Source organism: Rhizobium sp. Leaf311 (genome assembly GCF_001423445.1).
Lineage (GTDB): Bacteria > Pseudomonadota > Alphaproteobacteria > Rhizobiales > Rhizobiaceae > Agrobacterium.
Map to the genome: position 1 here is coordinate 1 of NZ_LMNZ01000020.1, position 20,239 is coordinate 20,239.

Sequence of the window (20,239 nt, forward strand, 5' to 3'; positions counted from 1 at the left end):
AGAAGGCACGGAAATGGTTATGCCAGGCGACAACGTTACCGTTGCTGTTGAGCTGATCGTTCCAATCGCGATGGAAGAAAAGCTGCGCTTCGCTATCCGCGAAGGCGGCCGTACCGTCGGCGCTGGCATCGTTGCCTCGATCGTCGAGTAATGTTGGTTGACGGTGCCTCGGCATCGTCGCAGACAACGCCGGGCAATATCCTGGCGGGATAATTCTGGACAATGGCGGTGTGAAAAGCACCGCCATTGGACGTTTGAGAAAAAGCGTCATGGCGTTGCACTTTTAGTGCTTGAAAAATGCAGTGAAAGCGCGTAAACGCGCACTCACAGTTAGATGCCGGATTCGCAAGTCATTGCGCGGTTCGGCGGTTCAGCAATACAGACTACCGAAATGATTGGGGTGCGCCTAAGCACTCCTCTTGATTTTTGAAAATCTGCGGCGCCACGATCAACTAGGTTCATGTATTTCCGCGTGCGGAAATCAATAACAAAGAACAAGGACAAGACGAATGAACGGCCAGAATATCCGTATCCGCCTCAAGGCGTTTGATCACCGGATCCTCGATGCCTCTACCCGTGAAATCGTGTCGACCGCCAAGCGCACCGGCGCCAGCGTTCGCGGCCCGGTTCCGCTGCCTACCCGCATCGAAAAGTTTACTGTCAACCGCTCTCCCCACGTTGACAAGAAGAGCCGTGAGCAGTTCGAAATGCGGACGCACAAGCGTCTTCTCGATATCGTTGACCCAACCCCTCAGACTGTCGATGCTCTTATGAAGCTCGACCTCGCTGCTGGCGTTGACGTGGAAATCAAGCTCTAAGACCTCGGCCTGACCTTGCGAAAGTAAGGGCCGATATAACAAGGAAGGTACGTGGAGTAATCCAACGTCTTCCAATCCGGAGACCGGAAACGTCGTGAGATGTCGAAGGGAACTCCTTAACAAAGGCCAGAGAGGGTTTTCCCTTCAAGGCTCGCAAGAGGATTGAACCAATGCGTTCAGGTGTGATTGCACAGAAAGTGGGTATGACCCGCGTCTATAACGACGCCGGGGAGCATATCCCAGTAACAGTATTGCGTTTGGACAACCTTCAGGTTGTTTCACAGCGCACGGAAGACAAGAATGGCTACACTGCAGTTCAGCTCGGTGCAGGCCAGTCCAAGGTCAAGAACACGTCGAAGGCGCTCCGCGGTCATTTCGCTGCCGCCAGCGTCGAGCCGAAAGCAAAGCTCGTCGAGTTCCGGGTTTCTCCCGAGAACCTCATCGACGTCGGTGCAACACTGACCGCAGATCATTTCCAGGCAGGCCAGCTGGTAGACGTTACCGGCACCACGATCGGTAAGGGCTTCGCCGGTTCCATGAAGCGCCACAACTTCGGTGGTGGTCGCGCTTCGCATGGTAACTCGATCTCGCACCGTGCACATGGTTCGACTGGTTCGAACCAGGATCCGGGCAAGGTCTGGAAGGGCAAGCGCATGGCCGGTCACATGGGCCAGACACGCGTCACCACCCAGAACCTGGAAGTAGTCTCGACCGATGAAGGTCGTGGTCTGATCCTCTTGAAGGGCGCCGTTCCCGGTTCCAAGGGTTCCTGGATCATCGTCCGCGACGCCGTTAAGTCGGCAGCGAAGTAAGGGAGCCTCAGCAATGGAATTGAACGTCAAAACCCTCGAGGGAAAAGACGCCGGCAAGGTATCCCTGTCGGACGAAATTTTCGGCCTCGACCCACGCCAGGATATCCTGGCCCGCATGGTTCGTTACCAGCTCGCCAAGAAGCAGCAGGGAACGCACAAGTCCAAGAACCGTTCGGAAGTTTCCCGCACGGGTGCAAAGATGTACAAGCAGAAGGGTACGGGCCGCGCTCGTCACCATTCGGCTCGCGCACCGCAGTTCCGCGGCGGCGGCAAGGCTCATGGCCCAGTCGTTCGCAGCCACGCTCATGACCTTCCAAAGAAGGTTCGTGCGCTTGCTCTGCGTCACGCGCTCTCTGCAAAGCTCAAGGCAGAAGACCTGATCATCGTCGATCAGCTCGTTGCCAGCGATGCAAAGACAAAGGCTCTGCTGGGCAATTTTGCTACGCTTGGCCTGACCAACGCTCTCGTTATCGGTGGCGCTGAACTTGATGGCAACTTCAAGCTCGCAGCTCAGAACATTCCAAACGTGGACGTTCTGCCGATTCAGGGCATCAATGTTTACGACATCCTGCGCCGTGGCAAGCTGGTGCTTTCCAAGGCTGCTGTAGAGGCTCTGGAGGAGCGGTTCAAATGACGGATCTTCGCCACTACGATGTGATCGTATCTCCTTCGATCACGGAAAAGTCGACGCTGGTATCCGAACAGAACCAGGTCGTATTCAACGTCGCCAAGGACGCTTCGAAGCCTGAAATCAAGGCTGCAATCGAAGCACTCTTCGGCGTCAAGGTCACGGCAGTGAACACGCTTATCCGCAAGGGTAAGACCCGTCGTTTCCGTGGGTTCGCCGGTAAGCGTAAGGACGTCAAGAAAGCCGTCGTCACGCTCGCCGAAGGTCAATCCATCGACGTGTCCACCGGACTCTAAAGGTTAGGCCCAAGCGGGCAAAGACCCAAAAGGGAACAAGTAAAATGGCATTGAAAAGTTTCAATCCGACCACGCCAAGCCAGCGTCAGCTGGTTATCGTGGACCGCGCTTCGCTCTACAAGGGCAAGCCGGTAAAGGCTCTTACAGAGGGCCTCAGCTCGAAGGGTGGCCGTAACAACCAGGGCCGGATCACCGTTCGTTTTCAGGGCGGCGGTCACAAGCGGACCTACCGTCTGGTTGACTTCAAGCGTCGTAAGTTCGACGTTGAAGGTACGGTCGAGCGTCTGGAATATGACCCTAACCGCACCGCATTCATCGCGCTCGTGACATACACGGACGGAGAACAGGCTTACATTCTCGCGCCACAGCGTCTCGCTGCTGGTGACAAGGTGATCGCCTCCGACAAGGCAGTGGACGTGAAGCCAGGCAACACAATGCCGCTTCAGTACATCCCAGTCGGCTCGATCATCCACAACGTCGAGATGAAGCCGGGCAAGGGCGGTCAGATCGCTCGCTCCGCCGGTACCTATGTTCAGCTCGTTGGCCGCGATGCCGGGATGGCGATCCTTCGCTTGAACTCCGGTGAGCAGCGTCTGGTTCATGGCTCCTGCCTTGCATCCATCGGCGCTGTCTCTAACGCCGATCATGGCAACATCAACGACGGTAAAGCCGGTCGTTCGCGCTGGCGCGGTAAGCGTCCACACGTTCGCGGCGTCGTGATGAACCCGGTTGACCACCCTCACGGTGGTGGTGAAGGTCGCACGTCGGGTGGTCGTCACCCGGTTACCCCTTGGGGTAAGCCTACCAAGGGCAAGCGCACCCGCTCGAACAAGTCGACCGACAAGTTCATCATGCGTTCGCGCCATCAGCGCAAGAAGTAAGAGAGGAAGTCTCAAGTGGCTCGTTCAGTATGGAAAGGTCCGTTTGTTGACGGCTATCTTCTCACTAAGGCTGAGAAGGTGCGCGAAGGCGGACGCAATGAAGTGATCAAGATCTGGAGCCGTCGCTCCACGATCCTGCCGCAGTTCGTTGGTCTGACATTCGGCGTCTACAACGGCAGCAAGCATGTGCCCGTCTCGGTCAACGAAGACATGGTCGGACACAAGTTCGGTGAATTCTCTCCGACCCGGACCTATTACGGTCATGGTGCGGACAAGAAGGCAAAGAGGAAGTAATCATGGCGAAGGCTAAGACCGAACGCCGGCTGAAGGACAATGAGGCTCAGGCCATTGCCCGTACGCTCCGCGTCAGCCCCCAGAAACTGAACCTGGTTGCCGCTCTTATCCGTGGCAAGAAGGTTGATCGCGCTCTCGCCGAGCTCGAGTTCTCCCGCAAGCGTATCGCTTCCACCGTCAAGAAGACGCTGGAATCGGCTATTGCGAACGCCGAAAACAACCATGACCTCGACGTCGACGCTCTTGTCGTCGCCGAGGCCTATGTCGGCAAGTCCATCACCATGAAGCGTTTCCACGCTCGTGGCCGTGGTCGTGCATCGCGTATCGAAAAGCCGTTCTCTCACTTGACGATCGTTGTTCGTGAAGTGGAAGAAAAAGGGGAGGCCGCATAATGGGTCAGAAAATCAATCCAATCGGCTTCCGCCTCGGCATTAACCGTACGTGGGACAGCCGCTGGTATGCGGACACTGCCGAATACGGCAAGCTGCTGCACGAAGACCTTGCTATCCGCGCTTACCTGATCAAGGAATTGAAGCAGGCCGGCATCGCTAAGGTTATCATCGAGCGTCCGCACAAGAAGTGCCGCGTGACCATTCACTCGGCTCGTCCTGGTCTGATCATCGGCAAGAAGGGTGCGGACATCGAGAAGCTTCGCAAGAAGATTTCCGAGATGACCGCTTCTGAAACGCACCTCAACATCGTTGAAGTGCGCAAGCCTGAAATCGACGCAACGCTTGTTGCCCAGTCGATCGCTCAGCAGCTTGAGCGCCGCGTGGCATTCCGCCGTGCAATGAAGCGCGCTGTTCAGTCCGCACTGCGTCTTGGCGCTGAAGGCATCAAGATCACCTGCGGTGGCCGTCTTGGCGGTGCTGAAATCGCTCGTACCGAATGGTACCGCGAAGGTCGCGTTCCTTTGCATACCCTGCGTGCGGACATCGATTACGGTACGGCGGAAGCCGAAACCGCATTCGGCATCTGCGGCATCAAGGTCTGGATCTTCAAGGGCGAAATCCTTGAGCACGATCCGATGGCTTCCGAGCGTCGTGCGCTCGAAGGCGATGCACAGGGTCCGGCAAGCCGCGAGCGCGGCGATCGTGGCGACCGTCGCCGCGAAAACGCTTGATTGACGCTGGCGAAAGATAAGCTCGGAGAAGTTAGAAAATGTTGCAGCCAAAGCGTACTAAGTACCGTAAGCAGTTTAAGGGTCGCATCAAGGGTGTGGCCAAGGGCGGCTTTGACCTGGCATTCGGTGAATTCGGCTTGAAGTCGCAGGAACCGAACCGCGTGAACGCGCGCGAGATCGAGGCGGCCCGCCGCGCGATCACGCGTTACATGAAGCGCGCTGGTCGTGTGTGGATCCGCGTATTCCCAGACACTCCGGTTACGGCGAAGCCGACCGAAGTCCGTATGGGTAAGGGCAAGGGTTCTGTTGAATACTGGGCATGCAAGGTCAAGCCCGGTCGTATGATGTTCGAGATCGACGGTGTTTCCGAGGAGATCGCCCGCGAGGCGCTCCGTCTCGGCGCTGCCAAGCTCTCGGTTAAGACGCGCTTCGTTCAGCGCATCGCAGAGTAAGGAGCAGGCACCATGAAAGCCGAAGACGTTCGCGGCCTCAGCGCCGATCAGCTCAAGGACAAGCTCGCCGACCTGAAGAAGGAGCAGTTCAACCTGCGCTTCCAGAAGGCAACCGGCCAGTTGGAAAAGTCCTCGCGCATCGACGAAGTTCGTAAGGACATCGCCCGCGTGAAAACCATTGCCCGCCAGAAGGCGGCAGAAGCCAAGGCCTAAAGGAAGAATAATATGCCTAAACGCATTCTGCAGGGCGTCGTTGTGTCCGACAAGAACGAGAAGACTGTCGTAGTCCGTGTTGAGCGCCGATTCGCTCACCCGCTGCTTCAGAAGACTGTTCGCCGTTCGAAGAAGTACAAGGCGCACGACGAAAACAACCAATACAAGATCGGCGATGTCGTTTCCATCGAGGAATGCGCACCGATTTCCAAGGATAAGCGCTGGACGGTCGTTTCCGCCCAGGCATAATTTCAACTGATTTTCGCGCAGCACTTGCTATATGCGCGAAAGTCTGTATGAAGCAGCGCAAGGACGCTCGTTCACGGGCGTTCTTTTGCTTTGATGCGCACGGAAGGTCCGTTAGGAAACCACCCTGTCACGATTATTCCGCGCGAAAACAGAGACATTTCATAAGCTGGAGCAGGGGGCGGTCTCATAGACTTGCCCAACCGGTCCGGTAACAACAAGAAGGCGACCTGACATGATTCAGATGCAAACAAACCTCGACGTGGCGGATAATTCCGGCGCACGTCGTGTCATGTGCATCAAGGTGCTGGGCGGCTCGAAGCGTAAGTATGCTTCCGTTGGCGACATTATCGTCGTTTCTATCAAGGAAGCCATTCCGCGCGGCCGCGTCAAAAAGGGCGACGTGATGAAGGCGGTCGTTGTTCGTACCGCCAAGGACATCCGCCGCGCTGACGGCAGCGTCATCCGTTTCGATAACAACGCAGCCGTTCTTATCGACAACAAGAAAGAGCCGATCGGCACCCGTATCTTCGGACCGGTTCCACGCGAACTTCGCGCTAAGAACCACATGAAGATCATCTCGCTGGCTCCAGAAGTACTGTAAGGAGCGATAGCGATGCAGAAGATCCGCAAAGGCGACAAGGTTGTCGTATTGACCGGTAAGGACAAGGGCCGTACCGGCGAAGTAAAACAGGTTTTGCCGAAAGAAGACCGGGCTATCGTGAGTGGCGTGAACATGGTGAAGCGTCACCAGCGCCAGACCCAGAGCCAGGAAGCCGGCATCATCAACAAGGAAGCTTCCTTGCACATTTCCAACCTCGCCATCGCCGATAAGGATGGCAAGCCAACTCGCGTTGGTTTCAAGGTTGTTGACGGCAAGAAGGTCCGCGTGGCCAAGCGTTCGGGAGAAGTGATCGATGGCTGAGTCCAAGTACGAGCCGCGTCTCAAGACTGAATACGTTTCCCGTATTCGTGGCGCAATGCAGGAGAAGTTCTCCTACGCCAACGTTATGATGATCCCCAAGCTGGACAAGATCGTCATCAACATGGGCGTTGGTGAGGCGACCGCTGATTCGAAGAAGCCAACGGTTGCCGCAGGCGATCTGGCTGCTATCGCAGGTCAGAAGCCGGTTGTAACCAAGGCTCGCAATTCCATCGCGGGCTTCAAGGTTCGCGAAGGCATGCCGATCGGTGCGAAGGTTACTCTTCGTGGCGCCCGCATGTACGAATTCCTTGATCGTCTGGTCAACATCGCGCTTCCGCGCGTTCGCGACTTCCGGGGCCTGAACCCCAAGAGCTTTGACGGCCGTGGCAACTTCGCCATGGGCATCAAGGAGCACATTGTGTTCCCTGAGATCAACTACGATAAGGTTGATCAGATGTGGGGCATGGACATCATCGTTTGCACGACGGCGACTTCGGACGACGAAGCACGGGCTCTTCTGACAGAGTTCAACTTCCCGTTCCGTCAATAACCGTAACGACGAGCGTAGAAAAGGAACTCCGATATGGCGAAAACAAGCGCAGTTGAAAAGAACAAGCGCCGCCGCAAGACAGTGGCCTCGCAGGCCGGCAAGCGTGCCGCCCTGAAGGCAATTGTCATGAACCAGTCCCTTCCGATCGAAGAGCGGTTCCAGGCAACTCTGAAGCTCGCTTCGCTGCCGCGTGACGGCTCGAAGACGCGTATCCGCAACCGCTGCGAAGTAACGGGCCGTCCGCGCGCGTTCTACCGCAAACTCGGAATGTCGCGTATTGCGCTTCGCGAGTTGGGCAACTCCGGCAAGGTGCCGGGTATTGTCAAGTCGAGCTGGTAAGGAGACGGGCACATGACAATGACTGATCCGTTGGGTGATATGCTCACCCGAATCCGCAATGGTGCTGCCCGTCGCAAGTCGTCGGTCAACACGCCAGCATCCAGCCTTCGCGCACGCGTTCTCGACGTGCTGCAGGCTGAAGGCTACATTCGCGGTTATTCCAAGGTCGATTTCGAGAACGGCAAGTCCGAGCTCACCATCGAACTGAAGTACTACGAAGGCGCGTCCGTGATCCGTGAGATCGGCCGCGTTTCCAAGCCGGGCCGCCGGGTTTATGTCTCGGTCAAGTCCATTCCGCAGGTCGCGAACGGCCTCGGCATTAGCATTCTCTCGACTCCGAAGGGTGTTATGGCCGATCATCAGGCTCGCGAACAGAACGTTGGTGGCGAGGTTCTTTGCTCGGTCTTCTAAGACTGAGCAGGGATCTCCTTAACGGACAGACAGGATAGAAATATGTCTCGTATCGGTAAAAAGCCCGTTCAGGTTCCTGCAGGTGTGACGGCCACTGTCGACGGCCAGAAGATTACTGCCAAGGGTCCTAAGGGTGAACTGTTCTTCGTCGCCAATGACGAAGTCCAGGTTAAACTGGAAGAAAACGCGGTTTCCGTGACGCCAGCCAACGACTCCAAGGAAGCTCGTTCCAAGTGGGGCATGTCCCGCACGATGGTCGAGAACATCTTCAAGGGTGTCAAGGACGGTTACGAACGCAAGCTCGAAATCAACGGCGTTGGTTATCGTGCTGCCATGCAGGGCAAGAACCTGCAGCTGGCACTCGGTTTCAGCCACGACGTGATTTACCAGACTCCGGAAGGCATCACCATTGCCGTTCCGAAGCCAACGGAAATCATTGTTTCGGGTATCAACAAGCAGCAGGTCGGTCAGGTTGCCGCGGAAATCCGCGAATACCGTGGTCCCGAGCCCTACAAGGGCAAAGGCGTCAAGTACGCTGAAGAACGGATCATCCGCAAAGAAGGCAAGAAGAAGTAAGGATCACGCGAAATGGCTAGCAGGAAAGAAGCACTTGCACGTCGCGCGAACCGCGTGCGCCGCCAGATCAAGGCGGTTGCCAACGGTCGCCCGCGCCTGTCGGTTCATCGCTCGTCGAAGAACATCTACGTTCAGGTCATCGATGATGTGGCTGGAAAGACGCTTGCGTCTGCCTCCACGCTCGAGGCTGATCTGCGCTCGTCCTTGAAGACGGGTGCTGACGTTGCAGCAGCTGCCGTTGTTGGCAAGCTCGTTGCAGAGCGCGCCAGCAAGGCTGGTATCAAGGATGTCGTATTCGACCGCGGCGCTTTCATTTACCACGGCCGCATCAAGGCTCTGGCTGAAGCAGCCCGCGAAGGCGGTCTGAACTTCTAATCATCATTTCCTGCCCGGGCCTTGTCCGGGCAGGTTTCACCGGACCATGCGGGTTTCAGAAATGAAGCCGATGGTCTTTTCGTTTGCCGTTCCACCCGTAAAAGAAAAAGGAAAAGGACAATGGCACAAGAAAAAAGAGGTTCTCGCGACGACCGCCAGAACCGTGAAGAGCGCGATAGCGAGTTCGTCGACAAGCTGGTCGCGATCAACCGCGTTGCGAAAGTTGTCAAGGGCGGCCGTCGTTTCGGTTTTGCTGCTCTCGTCGTTGTCGGCGACCAGAAGGGTCGCGTTGGCTTCGGTCACGGCAAGGCTCGTGAAGTTCCTGAAGCGATCCGCAAGGCAACTGAAAGCGCAAAGCGCGATCTGATCTTCGTTCCGCTTCGCGATGGCCGCACGCTGCATCACGATGTCAACGGTCGTCACGGCGCCGGCAAGGTTCTGCTGCGCTCGGCCAAGGCTGGTACCGGTATCATCGCTGGTGGTCCGATGCGCGCTGTTTTCGAAACGCTCGGCGTTCATGACGTTGTTGCAAAGTCGACCGGTTCCTCGAACCCATACAACATGGTTCGCGCAACTTTCGACGCTCTGAAGCACCAGGTTCATCCGAAGGACATCGCTGCACAGCGTGGTCTCAAGTATGCGACCCTTCAGTCCCGCCGCGCCGCTTCCGGCAACGCGACTGAAGAATAAGGAGCAGTATCATGGCCAAGAAGACTACTGAAGCCAAGACGACTGTTACGGTCGAACAGATCGGCAGCCCAATTCGCCGCCCTGCGGTTCAGCGCCAGACGCTGATCGGCCTGGGTCTCAACAAGATGCACCGTCAGCGCACTCTGGAAGACACTCCAGCTGTTCGCGGCATGATCCGTGCTGTCCAGCATCTCGTTCGCGTCGTAGACGAGAAGTGAGACGGAGGAAGTCATCATGAAACTCAATGAAATTAAAGACAACGAAGGCTCGACGAAGAACCGTATCCGCGTAGGTCGCGGTATTGGTTCCGGCAAGGGCAAGACCGGTGGTCGCGGCGTCAAGGGTCAGAAGGCTCGTTCGGGCGTTGCCATCAACGGCTTCGAAGGCGGCCAGATGCCAATCTACCGTCGTCTGCCAAAGCGCGGCTTCAACAACATCTTCGCATCTGAATTCGTTACCGTTTCTCTCGGTCGCGTTCAGGCTGCTATCGATGCTGGCAAGCTCGACGCCAAGGCAACGATCGACGCAGCTGCTCTGAAGGCCGCTGGCGTGATCCGTCGTCCGAAGGATGGCGTTCGTATTTTGGCTGACGGCGAGTTGACGACGAAGGTTTCCTTTGAAGTTGCTGGCGCTTCTAAGCCTGCTGTTGAAAAGATCGAGAAGTCTGGTGGTTCCATCAAGCTTCTGGTTGTTGCAGCCGAAGCCGCAGAGTAATATAAGATGACGAACGCCCGGGGTGTTTCACTCCGGGCTTTCATGTTCTACAGTCGCATGAGCTTTTGAATCCTAATCGATTAGAATGTCTTATGCGGATACTCTCAAGCAATGTGTGAATGTTGCGGGGAGAGCCTCACAGTTCCGAAGCATTCAGTTGAATGTGGAGCGAACGAACGAAAACAGGGTGAGGCATGATTCCGGCGTTAGAGCCGTGATCCGTCCGAAGCCCGGTTTTTGAACCAGTATCTTTACGACCTTTTCCGGAATTGCCGGTTTCCGTGCCGCTGGACAAGGGTCATGCGGAGAAATTTATGGCTTCAGCAGCGGAACAACTGGCCTCAAACCTGAACTTTTCGACCTTCGCGAAAGCTGAAGATCTGAAAAAGCGACTCTGGTTTACCCTTGCCGCACTTCTCGTTTACCGTCTTGGCACGCATATCCCGCTTCCCGGTCTGAACCCGGAAGCCTATGCACAGGCATTCCAGGGCCAGGCCAACGGTATTCTCGGCCTTTTCAACATGTTTGCAGGTGGCGCTGTCGAGCGTATGGCGATCTTCGCTCTCGGCATCATGCCCTACATTTCCGCTTCGATTATCGTGCAGCTCATGACTTCGGTCGTGCCCTCGCTCGAAGCGTTGAAGAAGGAAGGCGAAGCAGGCCGCAAGATCATCAACCAGTACACGCGCTACGGCACGGTTCTGCTCGGTACGCTTCAGGCCTACGGCATTGCTGCCGGTCTTGAGAGCGGGGCAGGGCTCGTCATCGATCCAGGCTGGTTCTTCCGTGTCTCCACCGTCATCACTCTTCTCGGCGGTACCATGTTCCTGATGTGGCTTGGCGAGCAGATCACGTCACGCGGCATCGGCAATGGCATTTCTTTGATCATCTTCGCCGGCATTGCAGCGGGCCTTCCCGGCGCATTGGCGCGTACTCTTGATCTCGGCAAGACAGGATCGCTGTCCACGCCCTTGATGTTGACGGTACTCGTTGTCTGCATCGGTGTCATCGCGCTCATCGTCTTCGTCGAGAGAGCGCAGCGGCGCCTGCTGATCCAGTATCCGAAGCGTCAGGTCGGTAACCGGATGTTCCAGGGCGATACCTCGCATCTTCCGCTGAAGCTGAACACGGCGGGCGTCATTCCGGCAATCTTTGCGTCATCGCTGCTTTTGCTGCCAGCAACGGCTGCGGGCTTTACCGACAGCACGAAATTGCCGACTTGGGCAACGACGGTCATTGCGTCGCTGCAGCACGGCCAACCTCTGTTCATGCTGTTCTACGGCCTGCTCATCGCATTCTTCGCATTCTTCTATACAGCTATCGTATTCAATCCGAAGGATACGGCAGACAATCTTAAGAAACACGGCGGCTTCATCCCGGGCATTCGCCCAGGTGAGCGGACAGCGGAGTATATCGATTACGTCCTGACCCGTATCACGGTCGTGGGTGCGATCTACCTGGTCTTCGTCTGTATCCTTCCTGAGACGCTTATCGCCCGTACAGGCATCCCATTAGCCCTTGGTGGTACTTCGCTTTTGATCGTTGTCAGTGTAACGCTAGATACAGTGGCACAGATTCAGGGTCACTTGATTGCCCAGCAGTATGAGGGGCTCATCAAGAAATCGAAACTGCGTGGAGGAAAGAGGGGACGATGAGACTGATATTTTTGGGACCACCTGGGGCCGGCAAGGGGACCCAGGCGAAGCGTCTGACAGACAAATACGGTATCCCACAGCTTTCCACGGGGGACATGCTCCGTGCGGCCGTGAGTGCCGGTTCTGAAATCGGCAAGCGTGCCAAGGAAGTCATGGACTCCGGCGGTCTCGTTTCGGATGACATCGTCAATCAGATCGTTTCCGAAAGGGTCGAGCAGGCGGACTGTGCCAATGGGTTTATCCTGGATGGTTATCCGCGTACCGTTCCACAGGCAAAGGCGCTCTCCGAAAACCTTCGGCAGAAGGATCTCGTTCTGGATGCCGTCATTGAATTGAAGGTCGATCAGGAAGCGCTCATACGCCGAATCGAAAACCGCGTGGCAGAAACGATTGCCGCAGGTGGAACCGTGCGTTCCGACGATAACCCCGAATCGTTCCGTAAGCGGCTCTCAGAGTACCGTGAGAAGACGGCACCCTTGTCTGCCTACTACCAGGAGCAGGGAGAGCTCGTGGTGCTTGATGGCATGGCTGACGTCGATGACGTGACGGCCGCTATTGAGGCTGTGCTTGAAAAAGATGCGGGATCATCTGCTTCAGCCGCGCGTATCTAAAGAATCTTGGCGGAGCCGGTTGCTTTTTTGAACCGATTCCGTTAAACACCGCGCCAACTCGCGACAACCCAAGCGACTGGCGCGGATTTTCCTTTAGGGAAGGAAAGTCCGGGTTCGGTCGTTTTGACTTGTGACGAACAGGAATTTGAACTGGCGGCAAAATCGTGCCGCTCAAATGAAAGCACCACTTGCCGGATGGCAACTGGAACGCAAGGAGAATAGACGTGGCACGTATCGCTGGCGTCAACATCCCGACGGCTAAGCGCGTTGTTATCGCTTTGACCTATATTCACGGGATCGGTCCGAAATTCGCGCAGGAAATCATGGAAAAGGTCGGTCTTCCGGCTGAAAAGCGCGTTCATCAGCTGACGGATGCCGAAGTCCTTCAGATCCGCGAAACCATCGACCGCGACTATCGCGTCGAGGGTGATCTTCGTCGCGAAACCGCGATGAACATCAAGCGCCTGATGGACCTTGGTTGCTACCGTGGCCTGCGTCACCGTCGTGGCCTTCCGGTCCGCGGTCAGCGCACGCACACCAACGCTCGCACCCGTAAGGGTCCGGCGAAGGCGATCGCTGGTAAGAAGAAGTAATTTTCCGGTCTTCCGGAAGGGGAGGCTGGTGCAGGCCGCACCAGCCTTTCTGAGTTTGGCGAAAGGTCTTCTGGGCTTTTCGCCGGTGTAGCCGCTGGTGTTACGGCGGTGAAGAGATCAATGAAAGGTATATCATGGCCAAGGAAGCCACACGCGTACGCCGTCGCGAACGCAAAAATATCACGTCGGGTGTTGCGCACGTCAACTCAACCTTCAACAACACGATGATCACCATCACCGACGCACAGGGCAACGCGATTGCCTGGTCGTCTGCTGGTGCAAAGGGCTTCAAGGGTTCGCGTAAGTCGACTCCTTTTGCTGCCCAGATCGCTGCTGAAGATTGCGCCAAGAAGGCTCAGGAACACGGCATGAAGTCGCTTGAGGTAGAAGTTTGCGGTCCAGGTTCGGGTCGTGAATCTGCACTTCGCGCTCTGCAGGCTGCCGGTTTCATGATCACCTCCATCCGCGACGTGACGCCGATCCCGCACAATGGTTGCCGCCCGCGCAAGAAGCGCCGCGTCTAACGCGCTTCTGTCTGGGAATTCCGCCTCACCCTCGGTTTGGCGGAATTTTCGCGTATTCGGCGTGTGGTGCTGGTTCATCCGGCAAACCAACGCTTTCAAACCCTCCGATGAACTTTTGGGTTCCTCTCGGTGATCATGCTCGGTCCGTCACGATTGGATGGTGGCGGCGAACGGAAGGTTTAAAGATGATTCAAAAGAATTGGCAGGAACTGATCAAGCCGAACAAGGTCGAGTTCACGTCTTCCAGCCGCACCAAGGCAACGCTGGTTGCCGAGCCGCTGGAACGCGGTTTCGGTCTGACGCTTGGTAACGCGCTCCGTCGCGTTCTCTTGTCGTCTCTGCGTGGCGCCGCTGTGACAGCGGTTCAGATCGACGGTGTTTTGCACGAGTTCTCTTCCATTCCCGGCGTTCGGGAAGACGTGACGGACATCGTGCTGAATATCAAGGAAATCGCCATCAAGATGGATGGTGACGATTCCAAGCGCATGGTCGTACGCAAGCAGGGTCCTGGTGCTGTCACTGCTGGTGATATCCAGACCGTAGGCGACATCGAGATCCTCAACCCGGATCACGTTATCTGCACGCTCGATGATGGCGCTGAAATCCGCATGGAATTCACCGTCAACAACGGCAAGGGCTATGTGCCTGCAGAGCGTAACCGTGCTGAAGACGCGCCGATCGGCCTTATCCCGGTCGACAGCCTGTATTCGCCGGTCAAGAAAGTGTCCTACAAGGTGGAAAACACCCGCGAAGGCCAGGTTCTTGACTACGACAAGCTGATCATGACGATCGAAACCAACGGTTCGGTTTCCGGCGAAGACGCAGTAGCATTTGCTGCTCGTATTCTTCAGGACCAGCTCGGCGTCTTCGTCAACTTCGATGAGCCACAGAAGGAAGCAGAGGAAGAATCTGTAACCGAATTGGCGTTCAACCCGGCGCTTCTCAAGAAGGTCGACGAGTTGGAACTGTCCGTTCGTTCGGCAAACTGCCTGAAGAACGACAACATCGTCTACATTGGCGACCTCATTCAGAAGACGGAAGCCGAAATGCTTCGTACTCCGAACTTTGGCCGCAAGTCGCTGAACGAAATCAAGGAAGTTCTCGCTTCCATGGGTCTGCATCTCGGCATGGAAGTGCCAGCATGGCCGCCAGAGAACATCGAAGATCTCGCCAAGCGTTACGAAGATCAATATTAACCAATAAAAAGGCAGGCCCTTTAAAGACTGCCTTTCCCCGTCAAACAACAGGCGCCGTCACGAAAGACTGGTTGCCTGCATGTGCCAGGAAACGGCAGGCCCGGACAGGAAGCCTGCATTAAAGGAGAATAGCAATGCGCCACGGAAATTCAGGCCGCAAGCTCAATAGAACCGCCAGCCACCGCAAGGCAATGTTTGCCAACATGGCGGCTTCGCTCATCACGCATGAGCAGATCGTAACGACGCTTCCTAAGGCGAAGGAAATCCGCCCGATCGTTGAAAAGCTGGTTACGCTCGGCAAGCGTGGCGACCTGCACGCTCGTCGTCAGGCCATCTCGCAGATCAAGGATCAGGATGCTGTTCGCAAGCTGTTCGACGCCATTGCTGAACGTTACGCAACCCGCAACGGCGGCTACCTGCGTATCATGAAGGCTGGCTACCGTCAGGGCGACAACGCTGCCATGGCTGTTGTCGAGTTCGTTGAGCGCGACGTAGACGCCAAGGGCAAGGCCGACAAGGCACGCGTTGCTGCAGAAGCTGCTGAAGCCGAAGCTGCATAATTGATAGCGCTGAAAAGCGCTTGATGATCGAGAGCCGGGTGAGAAATCACCCGGTTTTTTTGTTTTGGGGAAATATTTTTTTAGCGGATTGGCTGGGCGTCCAGGAACAGCGGCGGTTGCCGTTAATCGGATGGGCCGTCTTCGTCCGGCAGATTGTGCTCGGCCCAGATGTCTCTTGGGATTGCGTCTCCCATTAGAAATTCGAAGGCTACGACTTTCTCTTTATCCGGGGTCAGCTGGCACTTGAATTGAAGGCGATACCAGTCGTGCTCACTGTGGATCGCGGCACCCTTGGCGATGAAATTGGTGCCAGAGAATTCAGGGTCAGCCATGGCATAGGCCACAACCCGGTCTGGCTTGAGGCTCTTGCTCCACGCGCCAACCTGCGCCATGGCCTCGAGATTACAAAGCTGTTCAATCTGATCTGCCGGTGCGAGCTGTTTCAGCGCGTCGCGCGCCTGTCTGCTGCGGTGGTCCGCGAGAACCTCCTGTGAGAGCATGTGCGACGGCTTCACGAGTGTTTTTCCGTTGTCGTTCACTGGGGCTTGCTGCGGCGGCGTATTCGAGCTTTCAGTTGGCGGGGTGCTCGCCTTACTGTCGTTCGGCGGGTAAGTCGCGGCTGGCGGAGGCGGGGTCGGCAAATTGTTCGCAGATGCAGCCGAGGTGACCGGCTGTGGCGGGGCAGGGGCCGAGGCTATAATTTCCACGGTGATGCTACCGTCCTGCGAGACCGAATTCGGTTGAGGCGCAGGACTTAGAAAGAAGGCAGCCAAGAGCAAAGCATGGAGCAGAAACGATAAAATGACGCACCAGCGACTACTCCGGCGCGCTGTTTCCTTGCCTTCCCTCACTGGCACCGGCTCGGGTCAATCAATAGGGGTATGCTTTTGCAAATCTATCATGCCCAGCCTTGCGGACCTGCGCCAGGGCCGAGCCTTGTTGAGGGGAATGTCATAGTTGGCGTCTTCGCGATCTAGCGTCGCGACAGCGAGTTCGTTGAAGGGCTTTCCATCGCATGAGGCGACGATCTTTCCATCTGGCGCAACAACAATGGCAGGGCCTTGAGCTGCTTTTGGTGCGGGCGTTGCACCACTGATCCAGATGCAATTGAAACCGGCGTGCGCGCGCAGCGCAATCTGAAAGAAGTTGCCGATTCCGTAGGATGAAAACAGAATTGCATCCACATCCAGACGTTCATATTCCATGAACAGTTCAGGAAACTGAACTTCGATGCAGGTCAGGCAACCGAAACGGTAGCCATCGACCTCAAAAACTGTGGGATGTTTTCCCGGCCTGTACCACTCCTGCTCGAGTTCGGAATTGGAAAGATAGCGCTTGTCGTATCGAGCGGTCATCCCACCCTGATCACTAATGACATACTGACTGTTGTTTGGTGGGTGTGGCAAAGGCAGTGGAGATGCGGAACCAATGACGGCGAAGATGCGGTTTTCCCTGCATGTCTCGGCGATGGCATTGAGTTCGTCGGCATGGGCATCCCAACAGAAGTTTCGCCAGTCTTCGGGAGAAGCAATCTGCGCCTTCGCATAGCCAGACAAAGCACCTTCGCAAAAATTGACGAGGCGGGCACCGTCCTTCGCAGCCTGGTGAATGAGCGCACGTATCGTCCGGCCATTTTCGGCAACGTCTTTTGTAACGACACTCTGCGCCGCTGCGATTTTCATGAAAGGCTCCGGTTCACTCCGGCACTGAGATGCGCCCTTTGATGTGCTTCAGGTAAGAGACGATGGAGAAGGTCATGATGACGAGGAGCGACCATGAACTCCATTTGCCGATATGCACTGCCGACCACGCGCCGAGTTGGTTTGGGTAGCTCCAGATGCCGAAGAATGTGGAGATGTTTTCTGCCAGCCAGACGAAAAAGCCGATGAGGATGAAGGACAGAAGCAGTGGCATTTTGCGGTCGCGATCATAGGGGCGGTAGATGACGGTGGCGCGGGCGTAGAGGCCGAGCGCACAGGCGGCGATGTACCAGCGATAATCGCCGATGAAGTGGTGGGTGAAGAAGTTGGCGTAGATTGCGATGCCGATCATCGACGCCATCCAGTAGGGCGGGTGGTGGCGAATGCGGACATCAAGCAGACGCCATGCCTGGATGATATAGCTTCCGACGGCGGCATACATGAAACCGGAAAACAGCGGTACCCCGAAAACCTTGGTGTAGGCAAAATCTGTATAGGACCAGGACTGGATGGCGCTGGATGTCTTGAAGACTTCGAGAGCAAAACCCACCACGTGAAAAAGCAAAATGGCCTTGGCTTCGTCCCATGTCTCCAGTTTGCTCCAGATCATGAAGAACTGGATGGCCAGAGCGACGACCAGGAGAACATCATAGCGCGGCAGACCGAACAGACCGCCGCGCGGCACAAGAAAGATGGAGATGAAGAACAAGCCGGCAAACATGCAGGCGCGCGCTTCCTTGATGCCGAAATAGAGAAACTCGACGATGAAACGCTTTATGCCTTTCAACTCGCCCCATGGCTGCCGATCGCATAAAAGGGCGTCAAGCGTTGCAAGGCGGCTGGCGGGGTAGGTGGTTTCGCTTGTCAAAGCCATCAGTCCTCTTGCTCGGCAGGATTGTATCTCTACAACAAACCGGAAATAAAGCGACATGATGATGAAGAATGCCCACCGATTTTATGAGAGCCGACTGGCGCTTCTTATCTGCACATGCGGCGTGATTGCCGCCGGTCTGCTGCTGCGACGATATGGCTATATGGCCGGGCTGCCCTTTGTTGTCGTGAAATACGGTGGGTCGGTGCTGTGGGGATCGATGGTCTACCTGCTCGTGGAAGCCATCATGCCAGCGCGTAGACGGAATCTGGCAGTAGCGATTGCCTGCGGGCTGGCAATCGTTGTGGAATTGCTGCGGCTGGTGCATTTTCCAGCGCTGGATGCGTTTCGGGCAACCACAGCCGGGGCATTGCTGCTTGGCCGCGTTTTTTCGCTCTGGAATATTGCCTGTTATGTCGTGGGGATAATGTTGGCTGCGTTCATCGTCCGGCACGTCCGGGTGAGAGGGCGGCCTTGCGAGCCCGTTTGCGGGCCATGATTGCCGGTCTGACGCTTCGATATCCGAGCAGGATGACCATCACCGATATGTAGAAGACAGGCTCCAGCGTCAGCGATTTGCGGGCGAGCACAAAATGCAGGATGCCAGCGATGAGGACGAAATAGGACAATTTGTGCAGCGTGTTCCAGCGCGAGCCCAGATTGCGAATCGACCATCGGTTGGACGTGAGAGCCAGGGGTACGAGCATAACCAGCCCCGCCATGCCGAACATGATATAGGGGCGCTTTAGGACATCTGCGATGATTGAGCTCATGACCAGCCCGCGGTCCAGAACGAGATAGACTGCGAAATGCGCCAGCACATAATAAAAGGCGATCAGGCCCAGCGCCCGGCGGTAGGCGATGAGATTGACGTTGAAGAGGTCGCGTAGCGGTGTGACGCAGAGGCCGAGGCACAGGAAGCGCAAAGCCCATATGCCAAGCAGGTGTTCGAAATCCTTGACCGGATTGAACCCTAGCCCGCCAGTGGCGGCGAGATAAAAATACCAGACGCCGGGACAGAGCCCGACGACATAGAGCGCCCAGATGGCGGCGGGCTGGTATCGCTTGGGAAGGGCGGGAAGCGAAAGCGCAAATGCCATGGTCAGTAATTCGCCTTCAGATCCAGCCCGGAATAGAGGCTCGCAACTTCCTCATAACCGTTAAACATCAGCGTCGGGCGATTTTGCGTGCTGAAGAAGCCGCCTTCACCGATCCGCTGCTCTGTCGCCTGGCTCCAGCGCGGATGGTCCACATTGGGATTAACGTTGGAATAGAAACCATATTCGCGTGCGTTGGAGTTTTTCCACGTTGTCTCAGGCTGTTTTTCAACGAGCGAGATACGCACGATCGATTTGATGCCCTTGAACCCATACTTCCAGGGAACAACAAGGCGGATAGGTGCGCCGTTCTGGTTGGGCAATGTTTCGCCATAGAGGCCAACCGCCAGAATTGTCAGCGGGTGGCGCGCTTCGTCCAGGCGCAAGCCTTCGACATAGGGCCAATCCAGTGGCTGGAAAAGACCGCTCTGACCGGGCATTTCTTCGGGGCGCACCACGGTTTCGAACTTGACGTATTTGGCGCTGCCCAGTGGCTCGACCTTGTCGAGAATCGTGGACAGTGAAAAGCCGATCCAGGGAATGACCATCGACCAGCCTTCGACGCAGCGCATTCGATAGGTGCGATCTTCCAGTGGATATTTCAGCAGGTCCTCGATGCCGAATTCCTGCGGCTTACCCACGAGACCGTCGACCTTCACGGTCCACGGTGTGGGCTTGAAGCTGCCGGCATTTTCCTTCGGGTCTGACTTGCCCGTGCCGAATTCATAGAAATTATTGTAGCTGGTAACGGCGTCCAGCGGTGTGAGCTTTTCATCCAGCTTGTAGGCGCCGGGCTTTGCGACAAGTGGCGCGGCCAGCGCATTGCCAGCCGTCAGACCTATCGTGGCGAGACCGGCAGCCGTTCCCAGAAAATGTCGTCTGGAAAGATAGACGTCGCGTGGTGTTATTTCGGCAGCAGAGATGCGTGGCGGACGGTAGGCGGGCATTGAAACCTCCTGAAGACGCCAATTCGAAGTATTGCCATTCAATACCTGCGCCATTGGCACTGTAAGTATGTTTCACAATACGAGAAAAAGAAGGAATTGGAGCATGTTCTAAAAACAAATTTCCGAGAACACCGATAGAAAT

At 56.3% G+C, this 20,239-nt stretch carries 33 protein-coding genes and 1 pseudogene; 29 read left to right on the forward strand and 5 right to left on the reverse strand.

What is annotated here, in order from left to right:
* From tuf to rplQ, 28 genes and pseudogenes are all read left to right on the forward strand, one after another.
* A pseudogene (gene tuf / locus ASF69_RS22840) lies at positions 1-151 on the forward strand (elongation factor Tu); the annotation flags it as partial.
* 358 nt (positions 152-509) lie between these two features.
* On the forward strand, positions 510-818 hold the full coding sequence (gene rpsJ, locus ASF69_RS16585; protein ID WP_003507767.1) for a 30S ribosomal protein S10: 309 nt from the start codon (positions 510-512) through the stop codon (positions 816-818).
* Between the two features lie 170 nt (positions 819-988).
* The gene (rplC, locus tag ASF69_RS16590; RefSeq protein WP_062589331.1) at positions 989-1,630 is read left to right on the forward strand and encodes a 50S ribosomal protein L3; all 642 of its coding nucleotides are present in this window, start codon (positions 989-991) and stop codon (positions 1,628-1,630) included.
* A 13-nt stretch (positions 1,631-1,643) separates the two neighbouring features.
* On the forward strand, positions 1,644-2,264 hold the full coding sequence (gene rplD / locus ASF69_RS16595) for a 50S ribosomal protein L4 (protein ID WP_062451320.1): 621 nt from the start codon (positions 1,644-1,646) through the stop codon (positions 2,262-2,264).
* The gene (locus ASF69_RS16600) at positions 2,261-2,554 is read left to right on the forward strand and encodes a 50S ribosomal protein L23 (RefSeq protein ID WP_062589332.1); all 294 of its coding nucleotides are present in this window, start codon (positions 2,261-2,263) and stop codon (positions 2,552-2,554) included. Before rplD ends, ASF69_RS16600 begins: the two co-directional genes overlap by 4 nt.
* Before the next feature lie 44 nt (positions 2,555-2,598).
* Positions 2,599-3,435 carry a 50S ribosomal protein L2 gene (gene rplB, locus ASF69_RS16605; RefSeq protein WP_062589333.1) on the forward strand — a complete coding sequence of 279 codons (837 nt, stop codon included), beginning with the start codon at positions 2,599-2,601 and terminating at the stop codon, positions 3,433-3,435.
* A gap of 15 nt (positions 3,436-3,450) precedes the next feature.
* Positions 3,451-3,729, forward strand: coding sequence for a 30S ribosomal protein S19 (gene rpsS / locus ASF69_RS16610; protein ID WP_045230774.1), 279 nt, complete (start codon positions 3,451-3,453; stop codon positions 3,727-3,729).
* 2 nt (positions 3,730-3,731) lie between these two features.
* Positions 3,732-4,121 carry a 50S ribosomal protein L22 gene (rplV, locus tag ASF69_RS16615; protein ID WP_037172087.1) on the forward strand — a complete coding sequence of 130 codons (390 nt, stop codon included), beginning with the start codon at positions 3,732-3,734 and terminating at the stop codon, positions 4,119-4,121.
* Positions 4,121-4,852, forward strand: coding sequence for a 30S ribosomal protein S3 (gene rpsC, locus ASF69_RS16620; RefSeq protein WP_062589334.1), 732 nt, complete (start codon positions 4,121-4,123; stop codon positions 4,850-4,852). The genes rplV and rpsC overlap by 1 nt, the downstream gene beginning before the upstream one ends.
* Positions 4,853-4,890: 38 nt before the next feature.
* Complete coding sequence (gene rplP / locus ASF69_RS16625; RefSeq protein ID WP_042618528.1) at positions 4,891-5,304, forward strand: 50S ribosomal protein L16; 414 nt, start codon at positions 4,891-4,893, stop codon at positions 5,302-5,304.
* Between the two features lie 12 nt (positions 5,305-5,316).
* Positions 5,317-5,517: a 50S ribosomal protein L29 gene (gene rpmC / locus ASF69_RS16630; protein WP_042618527.1), complete on the forward strand. Its 201-nt coding sequence runs from the start codon at positions 5,317-5,319 to the stop codon at positions 5,515-5,517.
* A 12-nt stretch (positions 5,518-5,529) separates the two neighbouring features.
* Positions 5,530-5,766, forward strand: a complete 237-nt coding sequence (rpsQ, locus tag ASF69_RS16635) for a 30S ribosomal protein S17 (protein ID WP_062451325.1) — start codon at positions 5,530-5,532, stop codon at positions 5,764-5,766.
* Positions 5,767-5,998: 232 nt separating this feature from the next.
* The gene (gene rplN, locus ASF69_RS16640) at positions 5,999-6,367 is read left to right on the forward strand and encodes a 50S ribosomal protein L14 (protein WP_003495199.1); all 369 of its coding nucleotides are present in this window, start codon (positions 5,999-6,001) and stop codon (positions 6,365-6,367) included.
* Between the two features lie 12 nt (positions 6,368-6,379).
* Positions 6,380-6,688, forward strand: a complete 309-nt coding sequence (gene rplX, locus ASF69_RS16645) for a 50S ribosomal protein L24 (RefSeq protein ID WP_062589335.1) — start codon at positions 6,380-6,382, stop codon at positions 6,686-6,688.
* Positions 6,681-7,238, forward strand: a complete 558-nt coding sequence (gene rplE / locus ASF69_RS16650) for a 50S ribosomal protein L5 (RefSeq protein ID WP_062589336.1) — start codon at positions 6,681-6,683, stop codon at positions 7,236-7,238. Before rplX ends, rplE begins: the two co-directional genes overlap by 8 nt.
* Positions 7,239-7,271: 33 nt before the next feature.
* A complete protein-coding gene (gene rpsN / locus ASF69_RS16655) occupies positions 7,272-7,577 on the forward strand; it encodes a 30S ribosomal protein S14 (protein WP_042618523.1) in 306 nt (101 codons plus the stop codon).
* A gap of 12 nt (positions 7,578-7,589) precedes the next feature.
* Positions 7,590-7,988 (forward strand): 30S ribosomal protein S8, encoded by a 399-nt coding sequence (gene rpsH, locus ASF69_RS16660; RefSeq protein ID WP_062589337.1) that lies wholly within the window; start codon positions 7,590-7,592, stop codon positions 7,986-7,988.
* Between the two features lie 42 nt (positions 7,989-8,030).
* Complete coding sequence (rplF, locus tag ASF69_RS16665) at positions 8,031-8,564, forward strand: 50S ribosomal protein L6 (protein ID WP_062589338.1); 534 nt, start codon at positions 8,031-8,033, stop codon at positions 8,562-8,564.
* A 12-nt stretch (positions 8,565-8,576) separates the two neighbouring features.
* Complete coding sequence (gene rplR, locus ASF69_RS16670) at positions 8,577-8,939, forward strand: 50S ribosomal protein L18 (protein ID WP_062589339.1); 363 nt, start codon at positions 8,577-8,579, stop codon at positions 8,937-8,939.
* Positions 8,940-9,059: 120 nt separating this feature from the next.
* Positions 9,060-9,629, forward strand: a complete 570-nt coding sequence (gene rpsE, locus ASF69_RS16675) for a 30S ribosomal protein S5 (RefSeq protein ID WP_062589340.1) — start codon at positions 9,060-9,062, stop codon at positions 9,627-9,629.
* Positions 9,630-9,640: 11 nt separating this feature from the next.
* Positions 9,641-9,847, forward strand: a complete 207-nt coding sequence (gene rpmD, locus ASF69_RS16680; RefSeq protein WP_045230765.1) for a 50S ribosomal protein L30 — start codon at positions 9,641-9,643, stop codon at positions 9,845-9,847.
* A gap of 16 nt (positions 9,848-9,863) precedes the next feature.
* Entirely contained in the window at positions 9,864-10,343 is a 480-nt protein-coding gene (gene rplO, locus ASF69_RS16685) for a 50S ribosomal protein L15 (RefSeq protein ID WP_062589341.1), read from the forward strand.
* A gap of 314 nt (positions 10,344-10,657) precedes the next feature.
* A complete protein-coding gene (secY, locus tag ASF69_RS16690; protein WP_062589342.1) occupies positions 10,658-11,998 on the forward strand; it encodes a preprotein translocase subunit SecY in 1,341 nt (446 codons plus the stop codon).
* A complete protein-coding gene (locus tag ASF69_RS16695) occupies positions 11,995-12,609 on the forward strand; it encodes an adenylate kinase (RefSeq protein WP_062589343.1) in 615 nt (204 codons plus the stop codon). The genes secY and ASF69_RS16695 overlap by 4 nt, the downstream gene beginning before the upstream one ends.
* Positions 12,610-12,833: 224 nt before the next feature.
* Positions 12,834-13,202, forward strand: a complete 369-nt coding sequence (rpsM, locus tag ASF69_RS16700) for a 30S ribosomal protein S13 (protein WP_062589344.1) — start codon at positions 12,834-12,836, stop codon at positions 13,200-13,202.
* A 134-nt stretch (positions 13,203-13,336) separates the two neighbouring features.
* Positions 13,337-13,726, forward strand: a complete 390-nt coding sequence (rpsK, locus tag ASF69_RS16705) for a 30S ribosomal protein S11 (protein WP_007766864.1) — start codon at positions 13,337-13,339, stop codon at positions 13,724-13,726.
* 185 nt (positions 13,727-13,911) lie between these two features.
* A complete protein-coding gene (locus tag ASF69_RS16710) occupies positions 13,912-14,922 on the forward strand; it encodes a DNA-directed RNA polymerase subunit alpha (protein WP_003495228.1) in 1,011 nt (336 codons plus the stop codon).
* Between the two features lie 134 nt (positions 14,923-15,056).
* A complete protein-coding gene (gene rplQ, locus ASF69_RS16715) occupies positions 15,057-15,482 on the forward strand; it encodes a 50S ribosomal protein L17 (protein WP_062589345.1) in 426 nt (141 codons plus the stop codon).
* A 122-nt stretch (positions 15,483-15,604) separates the two neighbouring features.
* On the opposite strand, the gene ASF69_RS16720 is transcribed toward rplQ, so the two are convergent.
* The 3 genes from ASF69_RS16720 to ASF69_RS16730 all read right to left on the reverse strand — a co-directional run bounded on the left by ASF69_RS16720 (position 15,605) and on the right by ASF69_RS16730 (position 18,050).
* Positions 15,605-15,997, reverse strand: coding sequence for a DUF930 domain-containing protein (locus ASF69_RS16720; RefSeq protein ID WP_244475504.1), 393 nt, complete (start codon positions 15,995-15,997; stop codon positions 15,605-15,607).
* 351 nt (positions 15,998-16,348) lie between these two features.
* Positions 16,349-17,164, reverse strand: a complete 816-nt coding sequence (locus ASF69_RS16725) for a carbon-nitrogen hydrolase family protein (protein ID WP_062589347.1) — start codon at positions 17,162-17,164, stop codon at positions 16,349-16,351.
* A gap of 13 nt (positions 17,165-17,177) precedes the next feature.
* Positions 17,178-18,050 (reverse strand): DUF817 domain-containing protein, encoded by an 873-nt coding sequence (locus ASF69_RS16730; protein ID WP_062589860.1) that lies wholly within the window; start codon positions 18,048-18,050, stop codon positions 17,178-17,180.
* Between the two features lie 67 nt (positions 18,051-18,117).
* On the opposite strand from ASF69_RS16730, the gene ASF69_RS16735 reads away from it, so the two are divergent.
* Positions 18,118-18,552, forward strand: a complete 435-nt coding sequence (locus tag ASF69_RS16735; protein WP_156462121.1) for a DUF2809 domain-containing protein — start codon at positions 18,118-18,120, stop codon at positions 18,550-18,552.
* Here the strand turns inward: ASF69_RS16735 and msrQ are convergent.
* Positions 18,494-19,153, reverse strand: coding sequence for a protein-methionine-sulfoxide reductase heme-binding subunit MsrQ (msrQ, locus tag ASF69_RS16740; RefSeq protein WP_062589349.1), 660 nt, complete (start codon positions 19,151-19,153; stop codon positions 18,494-18,496). The genes ASF69_RS16735 and msrQ overlap by 59 nt on opposite strands.
* Before the next feature lie 2 nt (positions 19,154-19,155).
* Positions 19,156-20,097, reverse strand: a complete 942-nt coding sequence (gene msrP, locus ASF69_RS16745; RefSeq protein WP_062589861.1) for a protein-methionine-sulfoxide reductase catalytic subunit MsrP — start codon at positions 20,095-20,097, stop codon at positions 19,156-19,158.
* Positions 20,098-20,239 lie beyond the last annotated feature (142 nt).

Excerpts from the sequence above, each read along its gene's own strand:
- rpsE (WP_062589340.1), top strand. The coding sequence starts at position 9,060 with ATGGCACAAGAAAAAAGAGGTTCTCGCGACGACCGCCAGAACCGTGAA.
- rpsK (WP_007766864.1), top strand. The coding sequence starts at position 13,337 with ATGGCCAAGGAAGCCACACGCGTACGCCGTCGCGAACGCAAAAATATC.
- rplF (WP_062589338.1), top strand. The coding sequence starts at position 8,031 with ATGTCTCGTATCGGTAAAAAGCCCGTTCAGGTTCCTGCAGGTGTGACG.
- rplX (WP_062589335.1), top strand. The coding sequence starts at position 6,380 with ATGCAGAAGATCCGCAAAGGCGACAAGGTTGTCGTATTGACCGGTAAG.
- rpsC (WP_062589334.1), top strand. The coding sequence starts at position 4,121 with ATGGGTCAGAAAATCAATCCAATCGGCTTCCGCCTCGGCATTAACCGT.
- rplR (WP_062589339.1), top strand. The coding sequence starts at position 8,577 with ATGGCTAGCAGGAAAGAAGCACTTGCACGTCGCGCGAACCGCGTGCGC.
- msrQ (WP_062589349.1), bottom strand. The coding sequence starts at position 19,153 with ATGGCATTTGCGCTTTCGCTTCCCGCCCTTCCCAAGCGATACCAGCCC.
- ASF69_RS16735 (WP_156462121.1), top strand. The coding sequence starts at position 18,118 with ATGAAGAATGCCCACCGATTTTATGAGAGCCGACTGGCGCTTCTTATC.
- rplV (WP_037172087.1), top strand. The coding sequence starts at position 3,732 with ATGGCGAAGGCTAAGACCGAACGCCGGCTGAAGGACAATGAGGCTCAG.
- rplP (WP_042618528.1), top strand. The coding sequence starts at position 4,891 with ATGTTGCAGCCAAAGCGTACTAAGTACCGTAAGCAGTTTAAGGGTCGC.
- rpsN (WP_042618523.1), top strand. The coding sequence starts at position 7,272 with ATGGCGAAAACAAGCGCAGTTGAAAAGAACAAGCGCCGCCGCAAGACA.
- rpsQ (WP_062451325.1), top strand. The coding sequence starts at position 5,530 with ATGCCTAAACGCATTCTGCAGGGCGTCGTTGTGTCCGACAAGAACGAG.
- ASF69_RS16695 (WP_062589343.1), top strand. The coding sequence starts at position 11,995 with ATGAGACTGATATTTTTGGGACCACCTGGGGCCGGCAAGGGGACCCAG.
- msrP (WP_062589861.1), bottom strand. The coding sequence starts at position 20,097 with ATGCCCGCCTACCGTCCGCCACGCATCTCTGCTGCCGAAATAACACCA.
- rplC (WP_062589331.1), top strand. The coding sequence starts at position 989 with ATGCGTTCAGGTGTGATTGCACAGAAAGTGGGTATGACCCGCGTCTAT.
- rpmC (WP_042618527.1), top strand. The coding sequence starts at position 5,317 with ATGAAAGCCGAAGACGTTCGCGGCCTCAGCGCCGATCAGCTCAAGGAC.
- ASF69_RS16600 (WP_062589332.1), top strand. The coding sequence starts at position 2,261 with ATGACGGATCTTCGCCACTACGATGTGATCGTATCTCCTTCGATCACG.
- rplE (WP_062589336.1), top strand. The coding sequence starts at position 6,681 with ATGGCTGAGTCCAAGTACGAGCCGCGTCTCAAGACTGAATACGTTTCC.
- rplN (WP_003495199.1), top strand. The coding sequence starts at position 5,999 with ATGATTCAGATGCAAACAAACCTCGACGTGGCGGATAATTCCGGCGCA.
- rpsH (WP_062589337.1), top strand. The coding sequence starts at position 7,590 with ATGACAATGACTGATCCGTTGGGTGATATGCTCACCCGAATCCGCAAT.
- rplB (WP_062589333.1), top strand. The coding sequence starts at position 2,599 with ATGGCATTGAAAAGTTTCAATCCGACCACGCCAAGCCAGCGTCAGCTG.
- secY (WP_062589342.1), top strand. The coding sequence starts at position 10,658 with ATGGCTTCAGCAGCGGAACAACTGGCCTCAAACCTGAACTTTTCGACC.
- rpmD (WP_045230765.1), top strand. The coding sequence starts at position 9,641 with ATGGCCAAGAAGACTACTGAAGCCAAGACGACTGTTACGGTCGAACAG.
- ASF69_RS16725 (WP_062589347.1), bottom strand. The coding sequence starts at position 17,164 with ATGAAAATCGCAGCGGCGCAGAGTGTCGTTACAAAAGACGTTGCCGAA.
- rpsJ (WP_003507767.1), top strand. The coding sequence starts at position 510 with ATGAACGGCCAGAATATCCGTATCCGCCTCAAGGCGTTTGATCACCGG.
- rplD (WP_062451320.1), top strand. The coding sequence starts at position 1,644 with ATGGAATTGAACGTCAAAACCCTCGAGGGAAAAGACGCCGGCAAGGTA.
- rplO (WP_062589341.1), top strand. The coding sequence starts at position 9,864 with ATGAAACTCAATGAAATTAAAGACAACGAAGGCTCGACGAAGAACCGT.
- rplQ (WP_062589345.1), top strand. The coding sequence starts at position 15,057 with ATGCGCCACGGAAATTCAGGCCGCAAGCTCAATAGAACCGCCAGCCAC.
- ASF69_RS16710 (WP_003495228.1), top strand. The coding sequence starts at position 13,912 with ATGATTCAAAAGAATTGGCAGGAACTGATCAAGCCGAACAAGGTCGAG.